Genomic DNA, 16810 nt, shown 5'->3' with positions numbered 1-16810 from the left:
GACTACTCCCCCCGCCGAGGTCGATCCAGGCCCTGGACGTACTCGCTCAAGCGGTCGAAGCTCTCGTTCCAGAACCGTTCGAAGCCGCCAAGCCACTCCCGCACCGGCAGGAGCCCGCCGGCATCCAGCTCGTACAGGCGCTGCTTGCCCGCGCCACGCACCTGCACCAGCCCGACCTCGCGAAGAACGCGGAGGTGTTTGGACGCCTGGGGCTGGGTCATCCCGAGCTCCAGGGCCAACTCCCCCACCGCCCGCTCGCCCCCCTGCAATCGGACGAGGATCTCGCGCCGTTGCGGCTCGGCGATCGCGTTGAACGCATCCGACGTCGTAGCTGCTCGTGCCATGACACCGATCATATGCCCATATGGGCAAATGTCAAGGGCGGCGGGTGGCCGGTATACGGCCGAGGCTTGAGCGGAGTGCGCCCGAGGCGCGACCGTGCCCGGGTGCGTGGGATCGACGAGAGTGCGGAGCCGGTACACCTTCGCTAGCGTGGAAGCGCTCCGTCTTCAGCACCGCATCCGCGCACCGACCCGAGGGAGATCGATGCCCGCCTCGACACCCGACGCTCCGACGCCCGTTCCCACATCCGCAACTCCGGCGTCCACCGCCCCGACACCCTCCGCCCCGACATCCACCACTCCGGGAGCTGCCGCCCCGCGGGCCCTCGCGCCCGACCTCGCGCGCGGGCTCATGCTGCTGCTCATCGCCGTGGCCAATGTCTCCGTGTACCTCTGGGGGCACGACACCCCGCTGTACACCAACCACCCCGTCGACGGCGATGGGATCGATCTGGTGCTCTCCGTGATCGGGATCCTCTTCGTCGACGCGCGCATCTATCCCCTGTTCGCCTTCCTCTTCGGCTACGGCATGGTGCAGTTCGCCATGTCTCGGCACGTCCGGGGCGTGCGGCCCGAGGCCGTGCGGAGCATGCTCTGGCGCCGTCACTGGTGGCTGCTCGCCTTCGGCTTCGCGCACGCGGCCCTGCTGTTCGCGGGCGACATCCTCGGAGCGTACGGGCTCGCGGGCCTCGTGCTGACGGCGGCGCTGTTCTGGCGATCCGACCGGGCGGTGAGGATCACGGCCTGGATACTGCTCGGCCTGTTCTCGGTGGCGGTGCTGCTCTCGCTCGCGGCAGCGGCGGCGGTCGGCCTGCTCCTCCCGCCCGAGGCGCAGGCCCTGATCGCTGGCGCGGGCACGGGCGACGGGGCCGGCGGCTTCGGCGACCTGAGCAACGCCGATCTCCTCAACGGCATCCCCGGGTACGGCTGGGCGCTGCTCGTCCGCATCGGCCTGTGGCTCGTCGCGACTCCCGCGACGGTCCTCGCCCTGCTCGTACCGGCCTGCATCCTGCTCGGCTGGCTCGCCGCTCGGCACCGGTGGCTCGAGGTCCCGGGATCACGCATCCGCCTCGGAGCCGTCGCCGCATGGGGTCTCGCCATCGGCACGCTGGGCGCCGCTCCCCCGGCGCTGATCCACCTCGGCGTGCTGCCCGCCCTCGAACCGGTGGCGTGGGGCCTCATGCCGCTCGACCAGCTCGCCGGGGTGGCCGGAGGGGTGGGGTACGCCGCGCTCTTCGGGGCGCTCGGGGTCCGCCTGCGCGGCCGCTCCCCCGCGGGCGTGCGGGCGATCGCCGCCGTCGGGAGGCGATCGCTGAGCTGCTACCTGCTGCAGTCGGTCGTCTTCGCACCCCTGCTCGCCGCCTGGGGCTTCGGCCTCGGATCCCGGATCGGCACGGCCGCCGCCTTCGCGATCGCCCTCGCCGTCTGGCTCCTCTCCGTGGCGCTCGCCGTCATGCTCGAGCGGCGCGGCGCGCGCGGGCCCGCGGAAGCGCTGCTGCGCCGGCTCACCTACTCCCGCTTCGACCGAGCGGCCGGCGAGCCTCCGATCTCGGGGTGAGCGCCTCGGCCGCGTACCGCCGCGGCCGGCGGAACGCATAGGATGAGGGGGTCGCTCTGCGGAACCGCCCGCAGCTGCGGCTGGTGTGCCGGGAAGTCTGGTCGGCGAGACGACGACGCTATCCCCGACCCTGGAGGCCCCGACCCCGTGAACTCACCCCGCACCTTCCCCGCCTACGGCTCCTTCGCCGAGGCTCGACGCATCGGAGAGATCCTCCGCAAGGAGACCGTGGGCGGCCTCCTCCTCGTCGCTGCCGCGCTGGTCGCCCTCGTCTGGGCGAACTCGCCGCTCGCCGACTCCTACTTCGCGCTCCGCGACTTCGAGGTCGGCTACGAGCCCTGGCATCTGCGGCTCAGCCTCGGGGCGTGGGCCGCCGACGGCCTGCTCGCGATCTTCTTCTTCCTCGTCGGCCTGGAGCTCAAGCGCGAGTTCGTCGCGGGCGACCTGAGGAAGTTCAGCACGGCGATCATGCCGATCGCCGCGGCGGCGGGCGGGGTGCTCGTGCCCGCGCTCATCTACACCGGCATCGCCTGGCAGCAGCCCGAGCTGCGCCAGGGGTGGGCGATCCCGACGGCCACCGACATCGCGTTCGCCGTCGCCGTGCTCGCGATCATCGGCTCGCACCTGCCGAGCGCGCTGCGCATCTTCCTCCTCACGCTGGCGGTCGTCGACGACCTGCTCGCGATCAGCATCATCGCGCTCTTCTACACCGACAGCATCGCGGTGGTCCCGCTGCTGCTCTCCTTCGCGACGATCGCGCTCTACGGCCTCATCGCGCAGCGATACCGGGACTTCTTCGGGCTCCGCCCTTTCGCCGCCTGGGCGATTCTGCTGCCGATCGGCGGAGTCGCCTGGGCGCTCATGCACGCCTCCGGCATCCACGCGACGATCGCGGGCGTGCTCCTCGGCTTCACCGTCCCGGTGCTGCACCGCCGGGCCGTGCGCGAAGAGGCACGGCATCGCCCGGGGCTCGCCGAGGAGTTCGAGCACCGCTTCCGGCCGCTCTCCGCGGGTTTCGCGGTGCCGGTCTTCGCCTTCTTCGCGGCGGGCGTCTCGGTCGGCGGCTGGGACGGGATCCGCACGGCGGCCACCCACCCGCTCACCTTCGCCATCGTGGCCGCGCTCGTGCTCGGCAAGCCGATCGGCATCGTCCTCACCACCTGGCTGATGACGAAGCTCACGCGCAGCCGCCTCGACCCCGAGCTGCGCTGGGTCGACATGATCGGGGTCGGCCTGCTCGCCGGCATCGGCTTCACGGTGTCACTGCTCGTGGCCGAGCTGAGCTTCGCCGCGGGATCACCGGAGCACGCCTACGCGAAGGTCGCCGTCCTCACGGCCTCGGTTCTCGCGGCGCTCGGCGCGGCCCTCCTGCTGGGCGCCCGCAATCGCCGGTATCGGCGGATCCGCGAGCGCGACGCCGTCGATGCGGACGGCGACGGGATCCCCGACGTGTTCCAGGGAGACCGCTAGCGCCGGATCGTGCGGAGCGGCCGGCCGGCGTCAGATCCATCCGGGGACGAGCAGGCCGGCGGCCGCTCCGCACGCGGCGCCGGCCGCGACGGCGATCCAGGCGGGGAGCCGCCACACGACGAGCAGCGCGAGGCAACCCGAGGCGATGAGGAGGGAGGCCGGGCCGGTGATCCCCGAGGTGATGACCGGCGTCCACAGCGCCGCCCCGAGTATCCCGACCACCGCGGCGTTCGCGCCGGCCATCGCCGACCGCACGGCGGCGCTCGCGCGCAGGCGGTTCCAGAACGGCAGCGCCCCGAGCAGCAGCAGGATCCCGGGCAGGAACACCGCGACGAGGGACAGGAGGGCGGTCATCGGCGCGGCCCCGCCGGGACCCATCTCGAAGCCCAGGTAGGCGGCGAAGGTGAACAGCGGCCCGGGGACCGCCTGCGCCGCCCCGTATCCCGCGAGGAACTGCTCGCGCCCCACCGCGTCGGCGATCATCGGCTCGGCCTGCAGCAGCGGGAGCACGACGTGACCGCCGCCGAAGACGAGTGCACCGGCCCGGAAGAAGGCGTCGGCGATACCTGCCCAGATCTCGTGCCCGGCACGGGCGAGGATCGGCAGCGCCCCGAGCAGCAGTCCGAACAGGGCCAGCGCCGCGAGCGCGACCCGGCGGGAGACGCGCACGTCCAGCGGTTCCGCGACCTCGGGAACGGCGCGCCGGCACAGGAGGGCGCCGGCCGCGAGGCCCAGGAGGATCGCCGCGATCTGCCCGAGGTTGCCCGGCAGCAGCAGTGCGAGCGCCGCGGCGACCGCCGCGATGACGAGGCGGCGGAGGTCGGGAGTCAGTGTGCGGGCCATCCCCCAGACCGCGTGCGCGACGACCGCCACCGCGACGCACTTGAGCCCCGCGAGCACGCCCTGGCCGACGGGGCCGTCGAGGGAGACCGCGCCGATCGCGAACAGCACCATCAGCAGCGCCGACGGCAGCGTGAACGCGGCCCACGCCGCGAGGGCGCCGAGGCCTCCGGCGCGGATGAGGCCGAGGGCGAAACCCACCTGGCTCGAGGCGGGACCGGGAAGGAACTGGCAGAGCGCCACGAGCTCGGCGTACTGCGGTTCGCTCACCCATCGGCGTCGCGCCACGAGCTCCTCGCGGAAGTAGCCGAGGTGCGCGACGGGCCCTCCGAAGGACGTGACGCCCAGTGCGAGGAAGACGCGGAGGACCTCGAGCGCGCTGCCGCGCGGCGGGGCCGAGGCCGGCCTCATCGGGGCAGCAGCTCGGCGACGAGGGCCTCGACGCGCTTCCGGATCTCGTCCCGGATCGGCCGTATGGCGGCGATGCCCAGCCCCGCCGGATCCTCGAGCGCCCAGTCCTCGTACCGCGTGCCCGGGAAGAACGGACAGGCATCGCCGCACCCCATCGTGACCACGACGTCGGAGGCCTCGACGGCCGCGTCGGTGAGCACCCGGGGCTGCTCGGCCGCGATGTCGATGCCCTCCTCCCGCATCGCCTCGATCGCCACGGGGTTGATCCGGTCTGCGGGGAGCGACCCGGCGGAGCGCACCTCGATGCGGTCTCCCGCGAGACGGCGGAGGTAGCCCGCCGCCATCTGGGAGCGCCCGGCGTTGTGGACGCAGACGAACAGCACGGAGGGCTTCGGCTCGGTCATGGTGCGTTCGCTTCTCTCGGTCGGTCGGCAGCGCTGGCGCAGCCGACCGATTCGGCATGCTTCCAGTCTGGGCATGGTCGCCGCTCGGTGCAAGCGGGAGGGACGGCGTTCACCGGTCGTTCACCCTCGCCGCGTCGGCGACCGCACGTCAGTCCCCGCGACCCTCCCCGAGCGCCCGGAGGATCCCGATCGCCTCCGCGTCCTCGGTCTGGGTGAAGTCCGCGTAGTGCATGCCGACGGACATGAAGCTCCGCGGCGCCGCGAGGCACACCGTCTCGTCGGCCTCGCCCGCCTCCCGCACCGCCGCCAGAGCATCGGGAGCCGCGACCGGGACGGCCAGCACGACGCGCCGGGCCCCCCGAGCGCGGGCGATCCGGCAGGCCGCTCGCGCGGTCGCTCCGGTCGCGACGCCGTCGTCGACGACGATCGCCGCGCGCCCGGTCAGGGGCACCGCGGAGCGCCCCTCGCGGAAGCGGCCGACGCGCTCCCTCACCTCCGCGCGCTCCCGCTCCGCGACGCGCCGGCGCTCCTCATCGGGTACGCCCATCACGGCGATCACGTCGGGGTTCAGCACGGTGGCTTCCTCCTCCCCCACGGCCCCCATCGCGACCTCCTCGCGCCCGGGCACCCCGAGCTTGCGTACGACGAGCACATCGAGCGGCGCTCCCAGCGTCCGCGCCACCTCGTCGGCCACGGGCACGCCGCCGCGGGGCAACCCCAGCACGACCGGGCTCGGGGGCGGATTCTGCGCGAGGCGCTCTCCGAGCATCCGACCCGCCTCCCGCCGGTCCCGAAATCTCTCCACGGTGCCGCTCCTCTCTGCTGTCGCCGGCCGCGTTCGCGACAGGTGCCTCGGATGGTACGGCGGGTACCTTGGAGAGCGCACAGCCGCGGAACGTGAACGCCGCGGCCGCGAGGTGGCCGGCGCGCCCGCTGCCGTCAGCGGTCGTCGCGCGTCCGATCCGGATCGTGCGGCGACCGCTCGCCGGGCTCACCCGTGCCGCCCGCGGCGCCCGGCTTCGGCGACTCGCCCCGACCACTCGGTTCCCGCGGTTCGACGTCGGTGACGATCAGCACCTCGCCCGGCCTGATGCGCCCGGATCCGCCGCCGGGGGTCGGCCCCGCCTCGGCGCCGGGACCCTGCCACGGCCTCGGGAACCCCGCGGCGGCGCCCATGTCGCGGAGCTCGCTCCGCAGCTGGCGGATCGAGAGCCAGAAGAGGCCGAGCGCGGCGAGGATCGCACCGCTCAGCGCGAACGGGAACCAGCGCTCGGAGAAGATTCCGACGAACACCACGAGCACGTGCCACACCGAGAAACCGGCGACGTCGAGCCAGGACACGGCGGCACTCGCGCGCACCGACGGGCGGGCCCTGACGAGGAGGGCGAGCAGGAGCTGTCCGACGAACACCGACGGGATCGCGATGAACAGCACCCACAGGAAGGCCCACCCGCCGGCGCGGAACAGGCCCCATCCCGTCAGCAGCCACAGCGGCAGCACGATCGCGGCCGGGAAGAGCCAACGGTAGAACGCGCGTCGCAACCACATGCCTCGAGCATAGATCGCGCGCATGAGTGCTCGCCGGGAGGGCGGCGCGCTGCTGCACCGCGACCGGAGGGCCGCTCAGCGATCCCCGCTCTCCGTTCCCCTCGCCGCTCCCCGCTACAGCGTGCGGAAGGTGCGATCCTGGTACACGAGCACGGCGCCGGGCTCGCCCGGGATCACTTCGAGCACCTCGGCGAGCACGAGCGATGAGGAGCCGACGGGGATCGCCTGCATCGTGCGGCACCGCAGCGCCACCCTCGCCGCCGGCAGGAAGGGCTCGCCCGTCGGCAGGCGCTCCCACCCCTGGTCGTCGGTGAAGCGCTCGGTGCCGGATCGCGCGAAGGTCTCGGCGATCCCGATGTTGTTCGCCGAGAGCAGGTGCACGACGTAGCCGGGGGCGCTCAGGATGCCACCGGCGCTGCCCGTGGCCCGCGTCACCGAGAACGCGAGGGCGAGCGGGTCGAGCCCCACCGACGCGACGCTCGACGCCGTCAGCCCCACGGGCCCGTCTGCCGTCTCCGCCGTGATGAGCGCGATGCCGGCCGGGTGCTCCCGGAACGCGTCCTTGAACGCCTCCTGCGTGGCGAGATGTCGTTCCGGGAGGTGCTGTGCGTCGCTCATACCTCGACCTTAGAACCCGGCACCCTCCCGGGGTCAAGTCGACGCGGCTTCCGCCGATCTCGATAATAGGTAGACTGATCTACCTAGTATGAATGGAACGGCGCTCCCGAACCGGCGAACCGGTGGGGCGTCGGGAGAGGCGGGAGAACCCGTATGCCGCGCACCAGCGCCCGCGAACGACTGCTCGACGCCGCAGCCAAGCGCTTCTACTCCGACGGGGTCGCGGCGACCGGTATCGACGGGATCATCGCCGACGCCGGGGTCGCCAAGATGAGCCTCTACAACAACTTCTCCTCGAAGGCCGAGCTGGTACTCGCCTACCTCGAGGAGCGGCATCGCGAATGGCTGTACCTCTACCGCGCCCGCGCCGATGCCGCGGCGGGTCCGCGGGACCGCGCCCTCGCGGTGTTCGAGGCGTACATCGATCACGCCTCGGATCCGTACGCAGGCGGTTTCCGCGGCTGCGGCCTGTTGAACGCCGCTGCGGAGTTCCCCGCCGGGGATCCCGCCCGCCTCGCGGTCCGCACTCACAAGGAGGAGGTCGAGGCGATCCTGCGCGAGCACCTCGCCCGCCTCGCGGACGACCGACGCGCCGAGGAGCTCGCCGAGCTGTTCTGCTTCCTGCTCGAGGGGGCGATGGTGCGCGCCGGACTCGAGGGCACGACGGACCGCCTGCTGCGCGCGAGGCAGATCGCGATGAACATGCTGGACCACCTGTGACGGCCGCCGCGGGAGCCGCAGGCGCAGTGGACGGCGGGCCCGCGGCAGCGGGAGCGCCGCGAGCGGCGAGCGCCGGCAGGATCGGCGGCATCGCAGCGGTCCTCGTCGCCGCGATCCTCTGGGGCACCACCGGCACGGCGGCCACCTTCGCTCCGGGCGCGGGGCCGCTCGCGATCGGCGCGGCCGCGCTCGGCATCGGCGGCCTGCTGCAGGGAGCGGTCGCGCTCCCCGCGCTGCGGCGCCAGCGGGTCGCGCTGCGCCGACGTCCGGGCATCGTCCTCGCCGGTGCGCTCGCGGTCGCCGTCTACCCGCTGGCCTTCTACAGCTCCATGCACCTGGCCGGCGTCGCGATCGGCACGGTCGTCTCGCTCGGCTCCGCACCGATCGCGTCGGGTCTGCTGGAGCGCCTGCTCGAGGGCCGGCGGCTCGGAGCCTGGTGGACCTCCGCCGCCGCGCTCGGGATCGCAGGCAGCGCGATCCTCTGCGTGTCGAAGATGAACGATCCGGCGGCTCCCCCGGGCGAGACCGTGCTCGGGATCGGCCTCGGCCTCGTCGCCGGCGCCGCCTACGCGCTCTACTCCTGGTGCGCCTACCGGCTGATCCTCGGAGGCGTCGGCCGTGCCGCCGCGATGGGGTCGGTCTTCGGTCTCGGCGGCGCGCTCCTGATCCCGGTGCTGCTCATCACCGGTGCTCCACTCCTCGAGTCGCCCGGCAACTTCGCCGTCGCCGCGTACATGGCGCTCGTTCCGATGTTCCTCGGCTACCTCCTCTTCGGCTTCGGACTCACGAGGATCGCCCCCAGCGCCGCCACGACGCTCACGCTCTGCGAGCCTGCGGTCGCCGCGGTGCTCGCGGTGGTGATCGTCGGCGAGCGGTTGAACCCCGCGGCCTGGGCGGGCCTCGCGATGATCGCCCTGACGCTCGCGATCCTCGCCCTCGCACCGCACGGGCCGGAGTCGGAGCGGAGGCCGGGCGCCGGCGGAGGGCACGGTCGCGAGCGCCGCGTCCGCGCAGGCGGGGACTAGGCGGGGAGGCGCTCGGCGAGCCTCCGCACCACCTCGGACGCGGGGCGCTCCTCGGCAGCGCGGAACCCGGTTCCCGCCCAGAGGTGCAGACGGTCCGGATCCTGCGCCGTCGCCGCCGCCCGCCGCAGCGGCCGGGTGAGATGGTGCAGCTCGGGGTAGCCCTCCGGTGCAGCGGGGTGGCGCCCGACGAAGCCGTTCCGCAGAGCCCGGGCGTACCGGCCGGTGAAGGCCCGCGTGACGACGGTGTCCGTGAACCGGGGATCCGCGAGCGCCTCGCGGTGCGTCCGGCCCGTGCCCGCCTCCGGCGTGCGCAGCAGCAGCGTGCCGACGGCCACGGCCTCGGCGCCGGCGTCGAGCAGCTCGGCGACGGCCTCCGGCCCGTCCACTCCCCCGGCGGCGATGACCGGCAGGCGCGTGATCGGCGCCACCCGGCGCACGAGTTCCACTGCCGGGGCGTCGGAGGGAGCCGCGCCCGGATCGTGAGTGCCGCGGTGCCCGCCCGCACCCGAGCCCTGAGCCACCAGCCCGTCGGCGCCGGCCTCCTGCGCCCGCAGCGCCTCGGCGCGGCTCGTCACGGTGACGAGCACGCGGGTGCCGGCGCGCTGCAGCGCCGCGATCTCCCCCGGAGCCGGGATGCCGAAGGTGAAAGACACGACCGGAACCGGATCTGCGATCAGCAGCTCCAGCTTCTCGTCCCAGCGGTCGTCGTCGTGCACGGGCCGGTCGGGAAGCTCCACCCCGAGAGCCGAGGCCTCCTCCCGCAGCTCGTCCGCGTATCGCCTGAAGACCTCCGGTTCGATCTCGCGAGCGCTCGGGACGAACAGGTTGACGCCGAAGCCCGGCCCGTCCGACTCGCCTCCGGACGCCCCGCCGCGCCGGGCCTCTCCGAGTCGGCTCCGCAGTTCCCGGATCTCGTCGGCGAGCCCCGCCGACTCCCGGTAGCCTGCGGCGAGGAAGGGGAACCCGCCCGCCTCCGCGACGGCGCCGGCCAGCCGCACGGTGCCGGGCCCGCCGGCCATCGGGGCTCCGACGATGGGAAGGTCGCTCTCGAGTAGTCCGCCCATGGCGACCAGGCTAGTACGGATGGGAGGACGGGAGGTGCGCGGGACCGGGCGGTCGGGGCGAGGGTGGCGCGCTCCGGACGCAACCTGTAACCTGTTCGTTATCTTGCCCGAGGCCGTCGCGCCGCGGCGATAGCACTCACCTCCGGAAGGACCGCATGCGGGATAGCTCTGTGCCTGAGGCGCCTCGGCTCCCCTCGAGGAGGAGCCTCCGCGAGGGGACGACGCGCGACGCCGCACGGGCGGCCGAGCCGGGCACGGCCGATCCGTTCCAGCTCTCGGCGGATGCCGGCGCCTACCTGCGCCTCCCTCTGCGCACCTTCACGCCCGACGCGGACGACGCCGACGCCGAGCCCGCCGTCTCCGCGCCCGCGCCGCGCCGTCGGGCCGGGAGGGCGCGGAGGGCTGCGACCGCCTCGGCCGCGCTCGCGAGCGCGGGCGGCCTGGTCCTGACCCTCGCGCTCCCGGTGACGGCGGGCTTCGAGCTCGAGAGCGCGCCCGCCGCCCTGCACCAGCAGAATCTCGCGCTCGAGGCCGTCGAGGGCTCATCGTTCGAGGCGTTGAACGCGGTCGAGGTCGCGGACAGCGTCACTCCGGGCACCTTCAGCAACATCGCCGGCGCGGAGGTGCAGTATCCCTTCGCGCAGCCCGTGCAGCTCACCGACCCCTTCGGGTACCGCACCGCGCCCGTCGAGGGCTTCCACGACGCCCAGGACTTCGCTGCGGCCGCCGGCACCCCCATCCAGGCCATCGCCGATGGCGTGGTCCTCGAAGCCGGCTACTCCAGCGACGGCTGCGGCTTCGGGCTGAAGCTGCAGCACGAGATCGACGGGATGGACGTCCAGAGCCGCTACTGCCACATGCAGGACGCCTCGAACACGCTGCAGGAGGGGGACGCCGTCGAGGTGGCCGAGACGGTCGGCCGCGTGGGCAATACCGGCATGTCCTTCGGGGCGCACCTGCACCTCGTCATCAAGATCGACGGCGAGGCGGTCGATCCGATGCCGTTCCTGCAGAAGTACAACCGGATCACCCGCTAGCGCCGGGCTCGGGATCCTCCGGGCTCAGCTCCCGCCGGCGCCGAGCTCGGTCGTCGCCCGGGCCCACTCCTCGAGCTTCGCCGCGGCGCGGCCCGAATCCACGGCCTCCTCCGCGGAGCGGAGCCGGGCCGCCAGACGCTCGAGGATCGGCTGCTCGGCCGACTCCGGGTTCTTCACCAGGTCGAACGCGACGAGGCCCGCCGCTGCGTTCAGCAGGGCGATGTCGCGCACCGGGCCGGTCTCCCCCGCGAACACGCGGTGCACGACCGAGGCGTTCTCCTCCGGGGTGCCGCCGATGAGATCCTCGATGCGCGCGCGGGGGATCCCGATGTCCCGGGGATCCAGATCGTGCTCGGTCAGCGCCCCGCGGCTGACCTCCCAGATGCGCGAGTGCCCGGTGGTCGTGAGCTCGTCGAGGCCGTCGTCGCCGCGGAACACGAGGGCCGCCGCGCCCCTGATGCGGAACACGCCCGCGATGAGCGGAGCCCGGTCGGCGTCGGCCACGCCGACCGCAGACGCCTCCGGCCGGACGGGGTTGCAGAGCGGGCCGAGGAAGTTGAACACGGTCGGGATGCCGAGATCCGCCCGCACCGGCCCCACGTGGCGGAAGCCGGGCAGGAACCTCGCGGCGTGCACGAAGGCGATGCCCGTCCGCTCGAAGGCCTCGACCAGCCGATCCGGCTCGAGCGCCAGGTCGACGCCGAGGGCCGACAGCACATCGGACGATCCCGACTTGCTGCTCGCCGCGCGGTTGCCGTGCTTCACGATGGGCGCGCCCGCCGCCGCCGCGATGACCGACGCCATGGTGGAGACGTTGACCGTGCCGTAGCGGTCGCCCCCGGTGCCGACGATGTCGAGGGACATCGCGGGCAGCTCGATCGGACGAGCCTCGGCGAGAATCGCGTCGCGGAACCCGACGATCTCGTCGACCGTCACGCCCTTGGCGCGGAGGGCCACGAGGAACCCGCCCATCTGGGCGCCGCTCGCCGAGCCGGTCATGAACTCCGACATCGCCCACTCGGCCTGCGACACGCTGAGATCTTCGCCCGCGAGGAGCGAGGTGAGCACGGTCGGCCAGGTGCGTTCATCGATCATGCGGACAATCCTATCGACGCGGGAAGCGGGCGTCGGTGCACGCGCCCGGGCCGACAGACGATAGGCTTGCGGGGAAGTTCACAGAAAGTTCGGCGCGCCGCGTCCGGGTGGAATATGCACACCAAACTTTCAGCCATAATGGAGGGGTGACAACGACCACTATGAATACCAAGTCAGCCGTGCCCGCGGTGAAGCGACCCAACTACGTCGCAGTGGGCACGATCGTGTGGCTCGGCAGCGAGGTCATGTTCTTCGCCGGCCTCTTCGCGATCTACTTCACGCTGCGGGCCATGAACCCCGAGCTGTGGGCCGAGAAGACCGAGCTCCACAACTTCCCCTTCGCGCTCGTCAACACCCTGATCCTGGTCGCCTCCTCCTTCACCTGCCAGGCGGGTGTCTTCGCAGCGGAGCGGATGCAGCCCCGGGCCACGGGCGCGAGCCCCGCCAAGTGGGGAGCCGTCGAGTGGTTCTTCCTCACCTACTTCATGGGTGCGATCTTCGTCGCGGGCCAGGTGTGGGAGTACGCGACGTTCGTCTCCGAGGGCATCACCCTGGCCTCCGATCCGTACGGCTCCGCCTTCTACATGACGACCGGCTTCCACGGCATCCACGTCGCGCTCGGCCTCGTCGCGTTCCTCCTCGTGATCGGCCGCGTCTACGCGGTGAAGAACTTCACCCACAAGGAGGAGACCACCGCGGTCGTCGTGTCCTACTACTGGCACTTCGTCGACATCGTGTGGATCATCCTGTTCATCGTCATCTACGTCGTCAAGTAGGGTCTGGAGAAATCGACATCATGGCTCGCGCCAAGAAGAACGTCCGGAAGTCGGGTCGTCGTCACCCCCTCGCCACCGTCGCCCTGGTCGCCGTGGGCCTGCTCGTGACCGGCGCCGCGTACGCGGGATTCAGCCAGACCTCCGCCACCGCCGAGGTCGACCTCAGCTCGCAGAGCGCCATCGACGAGGGGCAGAAGCTGTTCGGCGCGAACTGCGCCACCTGCCACGGCACCGAGGCGCAGGGCACCGACGACGGCCCCTCGCTGATCGGCGCGGGCGCGGCCTCCGTCCACTTCCAGGTCGGCACCGGTCGCATGCCCCTGGCCTTCCAGGGCCCCCAGGGCATGGTCAAGCCCCAGCAGTTCACCGAGGAGCAGACCCTGCAGCTCGCCGCCTACGTGGCGTCGCTCGCCCCCGGGCCCGCGCTCCCCGAGACCCAGTACCTCCAGGGGGACGGCGACGTCGCCAACGGCGCCACGCTCTTCCGCATCAACTGCGCGATGTGCCACAACGTCGCCGCCGCGGGCGGCGCGCTGACCGAGGGCAAGTTCGCACCGAAGCTGACCGGTGTGGCCCCGACCCACGTCTACGAGGCCATGGTCACCGGCCCCCAGAACATGCCCGTCTTCAGCGACGCCAACATCACCCCGCAGGAGAAGGCCGACATCATCTCGTACCTCAAGTACATCGATGAGAAGCCGGCGGTCGGCGGCATCACGCTCGGGGCGATCGGCCCGGTCGCCGAGGGCCTGTTCATCTGGATCATCGGACTGGGCATCATCGTCGCCCTCACCGTCTGGGTCACCGCCAAGTCGAACTAGCGTCGGCAGCGCGCAGAGAATTCATCAGTCAGGAGTCAAGGAGCAACATGGCAGAGGAAGCGAAGAGCAACGGCAGCGATGGCGCCGTTGTCGCCGCCCAGGGCCACGGCATGAGCGAGGTGGCCGCGGGAACCGCGGTGATCTCCTCCGACGCCGTGCAGAACCCGGGCCTTCCCCCGCACCGTAAGCGTGTCACGGATATCGATCCGAAGCGGGAGAAGCGGGCCGAGCGCACCGTCTACACCCTCTTCTACATCTCAATCGCAGGCAGCCTCGGTGCGGTGCTCGCCTACATGTTCTTCCCGATGGAGAGCGGCGAACTGCTGGAGATCCGCCTCCACACCATGTTCGTCGGCCTCGGCATGGCGCTGGCCCTGCTCGCGATCGGCATCGGCGCGGTCCACTGGGGCAAGGCCATCATGGCCGACCACGAGTCCATCGACGTGCGCCACCCCGTCGCCAGCGATGCGGAGACCCGCGAGTCGGCTGCCGAGGTCTTCCGCCTCGCCGACGAGGAGTCGGGCTTCTCGCGCCGCTCGCTCGTCCGCAACAGCCTCATCGGCGCCCTCATCGCCTTCCCCATCCCCGGCATCACCCTCCTCCGCGGCCTGGCCCCCCAGGATCAGGATCCGGTGGAGCTGCTGAGGCACACCATGTGGGACAAGGGCGTGCGCCTCGCTCGGGACCACGGCGGCAGCGCCGTCGGTCCCGCCATCAAGGCCAGCGAGGTCACCATCGGCTCCGCCTTCCACGTGGTCCCCGAGAACCTCGGCGAGGCCGGTCACGTGCTCGACGAGAAGGCCAAGGCGATCGTGCTCCTCATGCGTCTCGACCAGTCGGAGCTCAAGGAGCTGCCCGAGCGCAAGGACTGGTCCTACGACGGCATCGTCGCGTACTCGAAGGTCTGCACGCACGTCGGCTGCCCCGTGGCACTGTACGAGCAGCACACCCACCACCTCCTCTGCCCCTGCCACCAGTCGCAGTTCGACGTGTCGGAGCATGCGAAGGTCATCTTCGGGCCCGCGAAGCGCCCGCTGCCGCAGCTGCCCATCACGGTGGACGACGAGGGCTACCTCGTCGCGCAGAGCGATTTCCATGAACCTGTCGGCCCGAGCTACTGGGAGCGCCTCAAGTGAGCAGCACCGTCACCACCCCCGCGCAGAGCGGTTCCAGCCGCTTCACCGCGGCCGCAGCGAACTACATCGATGAGCGCACCAAGATCGGCGCAGCCGTCAAGGAGTTCGGCCGCAAGGTCTTCCCCGACCACTGGTCGTTCCTGCTCGGCGAGGTCGCCCTCTACAGCTTCGTCGTCATCCTGCTGTCCGGCACGTTCCTGACCCTGTTCTTCCAGGCGTCCATGGCCGAGGTCCACTACAACGGGCCCTACGTCCCCATGAAGGGCGTCGAGATGTCGGTCGCGATGTCGTCGACCCTCGACATCTCGTTCTCGGTGCGCGGCGGCCTGCTCATGCGCCACGTGCACCACTGGGCGGCGCTGCTCTTCGTCGCCTCCATCGGCCTGCACATGCTGCGCATCTTCTTCACCGGAGCCTTCCGCAAGCCCCGCGAGCTCAACTGGGTCATCGGCTTCGTGCTGTTCGTCCTGGCCATGGCCGAGGGCTTCACCGGTTACTCGCTCCCCGACGACGTGCTCTCGGGCAACGGCCTCCGCATCATCGACGGCATCATCAAGGCGATCCCGGTCATCGGAACCTACCTGTCGTACTTCTTCTTCGGCGGCGAGTTCCCGGGCACCGACATCGTCGGCCGCCTCTACATGCTGCACATCATGGTGCTCCCCGCACTCGTGATCCTGTTCGTGGCGCTGCACCTCGCCTTCGTGGTCATCCACAAGCACACGCAGTACCCCGGCCCGGGCAAGACCCAGCAGAACGTCGTGGGATACCCCGTGCTGCCCGTGTACGCGGCCAAGGCCGGCGGCTTCTTCTTCATCGTCTTCGGCGTCATCGTGCTGATCGCCTCCTTCGTGGGGATCAACCCGATCTGGAACTACGGCCCCTACGATCCCTCCCCCGTGTCGGCGGGTACGCAGCCCGACTGGTACATCGGCTTCGCGGACGGCATGCTCCGTCTGATCCCGCCGGGGCTCGAGACCGAGTGGTTCGGCTACACCTGGTCGTGGAACATGCTGATCCCGCTGGCGCTCATCGGAGTGTTCCTGGTGCTGGTCGCGGCATACCCCTTCATCGAGGCCTGGGTGACCGGCGACAAGCGCGAGCACCACATCCTCGACCGTCCCCGCAACGCCCCGACGCGCACCGCGATCGGCGCCGCCGGCGTCATGTTCTACGCGGTGATGTGGGCGGGCGCGAGCTCCGACCTCATGGCCACCCACTTCCAGCTGTCCATGGAGGGCGTGATCCACGCCCTGCAGGCGCTGCTGATCCTGGGGCCGATCTTCGCCTACATCATCACGAAGCGCATCTGCCTGGCTCTGCAGAAGAAGGATCGGACGATCGCACTGCACGGTTACGAGTCCGGTCGGATCGTGCGGATGCCCGGCGGCGAGTACATCGAGGTCCACAAGCCGCTCAGCGAGTACGAGCGCTGGGAGCTCGTGAGCTACCACGACTACGCTCCGCTCATGCTGCGTCCGAACGACGACGGTCGCATCCCCTTCTCGAAGCGTCTGCGCGCCGGCTTCAGCCGCTGGTTCTTCGAGGACCGGATCGTGCCCCCCACGCAGGGCGAGATCGAACAGGGCGGTCACCACTAGGGTTCGCACTGACAAGGATGGCCCCGGGAACTTCGGTTCCCGGGGCCACTTCTGTGTGCGGTCGCCGGGGGTCTACTCCAGGCTCGACAGTACCTGCTCAGAATCGGGGGGCGGTTTCAGGGGGTCAGTGCAACACCGGTGAGTAGAGCTCCTAGCTTCTCACGCGGCGTTGCCCAGTCCAGAGTCTTGCGCGGGCGATCGTTCAGCAGGTCTTGCAACAGTACGATCTCTTCACCAGTCACCTGGTTGAAGTTCGTGCCCTTGGGATAGAAATCCCGGATCAGGCCGTTGAGGTTCTCGTTCGATCCACGTTGCCAGGGCGAGTGCGGATCACAGAAATACATC

Annotated in this window: 18 protein-coding genes; 9 read left to right on the top strand and 9 right to left on the bottom strand. The window is 71.4% G+C overall.

Annotation, left to right across the window (positions count from 1 at the left end):
- Positions 1-2: 2 nt before the first annotated feature.
- Positions 3-344: an ArsR/SmtB family transcription factor gene (locus JD276_RS02785; protein WP_200113702.1), complete on the bottom strand. Its 342-nt coding sequence runs from the start codon at positions 342-344 to the stop codon at positions 3-5.
- A gap of 202 nt (positions 345-546) precedes the next feature.
- On the opposite strand from JD276_RS02785, the gene JD276_RS02780 reads away from it, so the two are divergent.
- Together JD276_RS02780 and nhaA are read left to right on the top strand one after the other, a co-directional pair.
- Complete coding sequence (locus JD276_RS02780) at positions 547-1899, top strand: DUF418 domain-containing protein (RefSeq protein ID WP_200113700.1); 1353 nt, start codon at positions 547-549, stop codon at positions 1897-1899.
- Positions 1900-2046: 147 nt separating this feature from the next.
- The gene (gene nhaA / locus JD276_RS02775; protein WP_307866414.1) at positions 2047-3369 is read left to right on the top strand and encodes a Na+/H+ antiporter NhaA; all 1323 of its coding nucleotides are present in this window, start codon (positions 2047-2049) and stop codon (positions 3367-3369) included.
- A 30-nt stretch (positions 3370-3399) separates the two neighbouring features.
- On the opposite strand, the gene chrA is transcribed toward nhaA, so the two are convergent.
- From chrA to JD276_RS02750, 5 genes are all read right to left on the bottom strand, one after another.
- Entirely contained in the window at positions 3400-4620 is a 1221-nt protein-coding gene (chrA, locus tag JD276_RS02770; RefSeq protein ID WP_200113695.1) for a chromate efflux transporter, read from the bottom strand.
- A complete protein-coding gene (locus JD276_RS02765; protein WP_200113693.1) occupies positions 4617-5024 on the bottom strand; it encodes an arsenate reductase ArsC in 408 nt (135 codons plus the stop codon). Before JD276_RS02765 ends, chrA begins: the two co-directional genes overlap by 4 nt.
- 148 nt (positions 5025-5172) lie before the next feature.
- On the bottom strand, positions 5173-5829 hold the full coding sequence (locus tag JD276_RS02760; protein ID WP_200113691.1) for a phosphoribosyltransferase: 657 nt from the start codon (positions 5827-5829) through the stop codon (positions 5173-5175).
- A 134-nt stretch (positions 5830-5963) separates the two neighbouring features.
- Complete coding sequence (locus JD276_RS02755; RefSeq protein WP_200113690.1) at positions 5964-6572, bottom strand: MFS transporter permease; 609 nt, start codon at positions 6570-6572, stop codon at positions 5964-5966.
- 114 nt (positions 6573-6686) lie between these two features.
- Positions 6687-7190 (bottom strand): flavin reductase family protein, encoded by a 504-nt coding sequence (locus JD276_RS02750; protein ID WP_200113686.1) that lies wholly within the window; start codon positions 7188-7190, stop codon positions 6687-6689.
- 153 nt (positions 7191-7343) lie between these two features.
- Here JD276_RS02750 and JD276_RS02745 point away from each other — a divergent pair, with 153 nt between their 5' ends.
- Entirely contained in the window at positions 7344-7910 is a 567-nt protein-coding gene (locus JD276_RS02745) for a TetR/AcrR family transcriptional regulator (RefSeq protein WP_200113684.1), read from the top strand.
- Between the two features lie 26 nt (positions 7911-7936).
- Positions 7937-8935, top strand: a complete 999-nt coding sequence (locus JD276_RS02740) for a DMT family transporter (RefSeq protein WP_200114012.1) — start codon at positions 7937-7939, stop codon at positions 8933-8935.
- Here JD276_RS02740 and JD276_RS02735 read toward each other — a convergent pair.
- On the bottom strand, positions 8932-9999 hold the full coding sequence (locus JD276_RS02735) for an NAD(P)H-dependent flavin oxidoreductase (protein WP_200113682.1): 1068 nt from the start codon (positions 9997-9999) through the stop codon (positions 8932-8934). The two genes, JD276_RS02740 and JD276_RS02735, sit on opposite strands and share 4 nt — an antisense overlap.
- A gap of 170 nt (positions 10000-10169) precedes the next feature.
- On the opposite strand from JD276_RS02735, the gene JD276_RS02730 reads away from it, so the two are divergent.
- Positions 10170-11036, top strand: a complete 867-nt coding sequence (locus JD276_RS02730) for a M23 family metallopeptidase (protein WP_307866413.1) — start codon at positions 10170-10172, stop codon at positions 11034-11036.
- Between the two features lie 24 nt (positions 11037-11060).
- Here JD276_RS02730 and trpD read toward each other — a convergent pair whose 3' ends face one another.
- On the bottom strand, positions 11061-12131 hold the full coding sequence (gene trpD / locus JD276_RS02725; protein ID WP_200113673.1) for an anthranilate phosphoribosyltransferase: 1071 nt from the start codon (positions 12129-12131) through the stop codon (positions 11061-11063).
- Between the two features lie 161 nt (positions 12132-12292).
- Here trpD and ctaE point away from each other — a divergent pair, with 161 nt between their 5' ends.
- Genes ctaE through qcrB form a run of 4 tightly spaced genes read left to right on the top strand, consistent with a single transcriptional unit; the run spans position 12293 to position 16465 of the window.
- Positions 12293-12907: an aa3-type cytochrome oxidase subunit III gene (gene ctaE, locus JD276_RS02720; RefSeq protein WP_200113671.1), complete on the top strand. Its 615-nt coding sequence runs from the start codon at positions 12293-12295 to the stop codon at positions 12905-12907.
- A gap of 20 nt (positions 12908-12927) precedes the next feature.
- On the top strand, positions 12928-13728 hold the full coding sequence (gene qcrC, locus JD276_RS02715; protein WP_200113670.1) for a cytochrome bc1 complex diheme cytochrome c subunit: 801 nt from the start codon (positions 12928-12930) through the stop codon (positions 13726-13728).
- A gap of 47 nt (positions 13729-13775) precedes the next feature.
- Positions 13776-14864, top strand: a complete 1089-nt coding sequence (gene qcrA, locus JD276_RS02710; RefSeq protein ID WP_200113669.1) for a cytochrome bc1 complex Rieske iron-sulfur subunit — start codon at positions 13776-13778, stop codon at positions 14862-14864.
- Positions 14861-16465 (top strand): cytochrome bc1 complex cytochrome b subunit, encoded by a 1605-nt coding sequence (gene qcrB, locus JD276_RS02705; RefSeq protein ID WP_200113668.1) that lies wholly within the window; start codon positions 14861-14863, stop codon positions 16463-16465. The genes qcrA and qcrB overlap by 4 nt, the downstream gene beginning before the upstream one ends.
- Positions 16466-16581: 116 nt before the next feature.
- On the opposite strand, the gene JD276_RS02700 is transcribed toward qcrB, so the two are convergent.
- A partial coding sequence (locus JD276_RS02700) for an IS30 family transposase (RefSeq protein WP_233615259.1) occupies positions 16582-16810 on the bottom strand: 229 nt, incomplete at its 5' end.

It is taken from the genome of Leucobacter chromiisoli, assembly GCF_016522505.1.
Lineage (GTDB): Bacteria > Actinomycetota > Actinomycetes > Actinomycetales > Microbacteriaceae > Leucobacter > Leucobacter chromiisoli.
Note: the sequence above shows the minus strand (reverse complement) of the source record. Positions and strands in the feature narration are given on the sequence as shown.

What these genes read in the sequence shown, in the direction of transcription:
- JD276_RS02750 (WP_200113686.1), bottom strand. Translation starts at nt 7,190, where the DNA reads ATGAGCGACGCACAGCACCTCCCGGAACGACATCTCGCCACGCAGGAG.
- qcrA (WP_200113669.1), top strand. Translation starts at nt 13,776, where the DNA reads ATGGCAGAGGAAGCGAAGAGCAACGGCAGCGATGGCGCCGTTGTCGCC.
- chrA (WP_200113695.1), bottom strand. Translation starts at nt 4,620, where the DNA reads ATGAGGCCGGCCTCGGCCCCGCCGCGCGGCAGCGCGCTCGAGGTCCTC.
- JD276_RS02735 (WP_200113682.1), bottom strand. Translation starts at nt 9,999, where the DNA reads ATGGGCGGACTACTCGAGAGCGACCTTCCCATCGTCGGAGCCCCGATG.
- ctaE (WP_200113671.1), top strand. Translation starts at nt 12,293, where the DNA reads ATGAATACCAAGTCAGCCGTGCCCGCGGTGAAGCGACCCAACTACGTC.
- JD276_RS02745 (WP_200113684.1), top strand. Translation starts at nt 7,344, where the DNA reads ATGCCGCGCACCAGCGCCCGCGAACGACTGCTCGACGCCGCAGCCAAG.
- trpD (WP_200113673.1), bottom strand. Translation starts at nt 12,131, where the DNA reads ATGATCGATGAACGCACCTGGCCGACCGTGCTCACCTCGCTCCTCGCG.
- JD276_RS02780 (WP_200113700.1), top strand. Translation starts at nt 547, where the DNA reads ATGCCCGCCTCGACACCCGACGCTCCGACGCCCGTTCCCACATCCGCA.
- JD276_RS02785 (WP_200113702.1), bottom strand. Translation starts at nt 344, where the DNA reads ATGGCACGAGCAGCTACGACGTCGGATGCGTTCAACGCGATCGCCGAG.
- qcrC (WP_200113670.1), top strand. Translation starts at nt 12,928, where the DNA reads ATGGCTCGCGCCAAGAAGAACGTCCGGAAGTCGGGTCGTCGTCACCCC.
- JD276_RS02755 (WP_200113690.1), bottom strand. Translation starts at nt 6,572, where the DNA reads ATGTGGTTGCGACGCGCGTTCTACCGTTGGCTCTTCCCGGCCGCGATC.
- JD276_RS02765 (WP_200113693.1), bottom strand. Translation starts at nt 5,024, where the DNA reads ATGACCGAGCCGAAGCCCTCCGTGCTGTTCGTCTGCGTCCACAACGCC.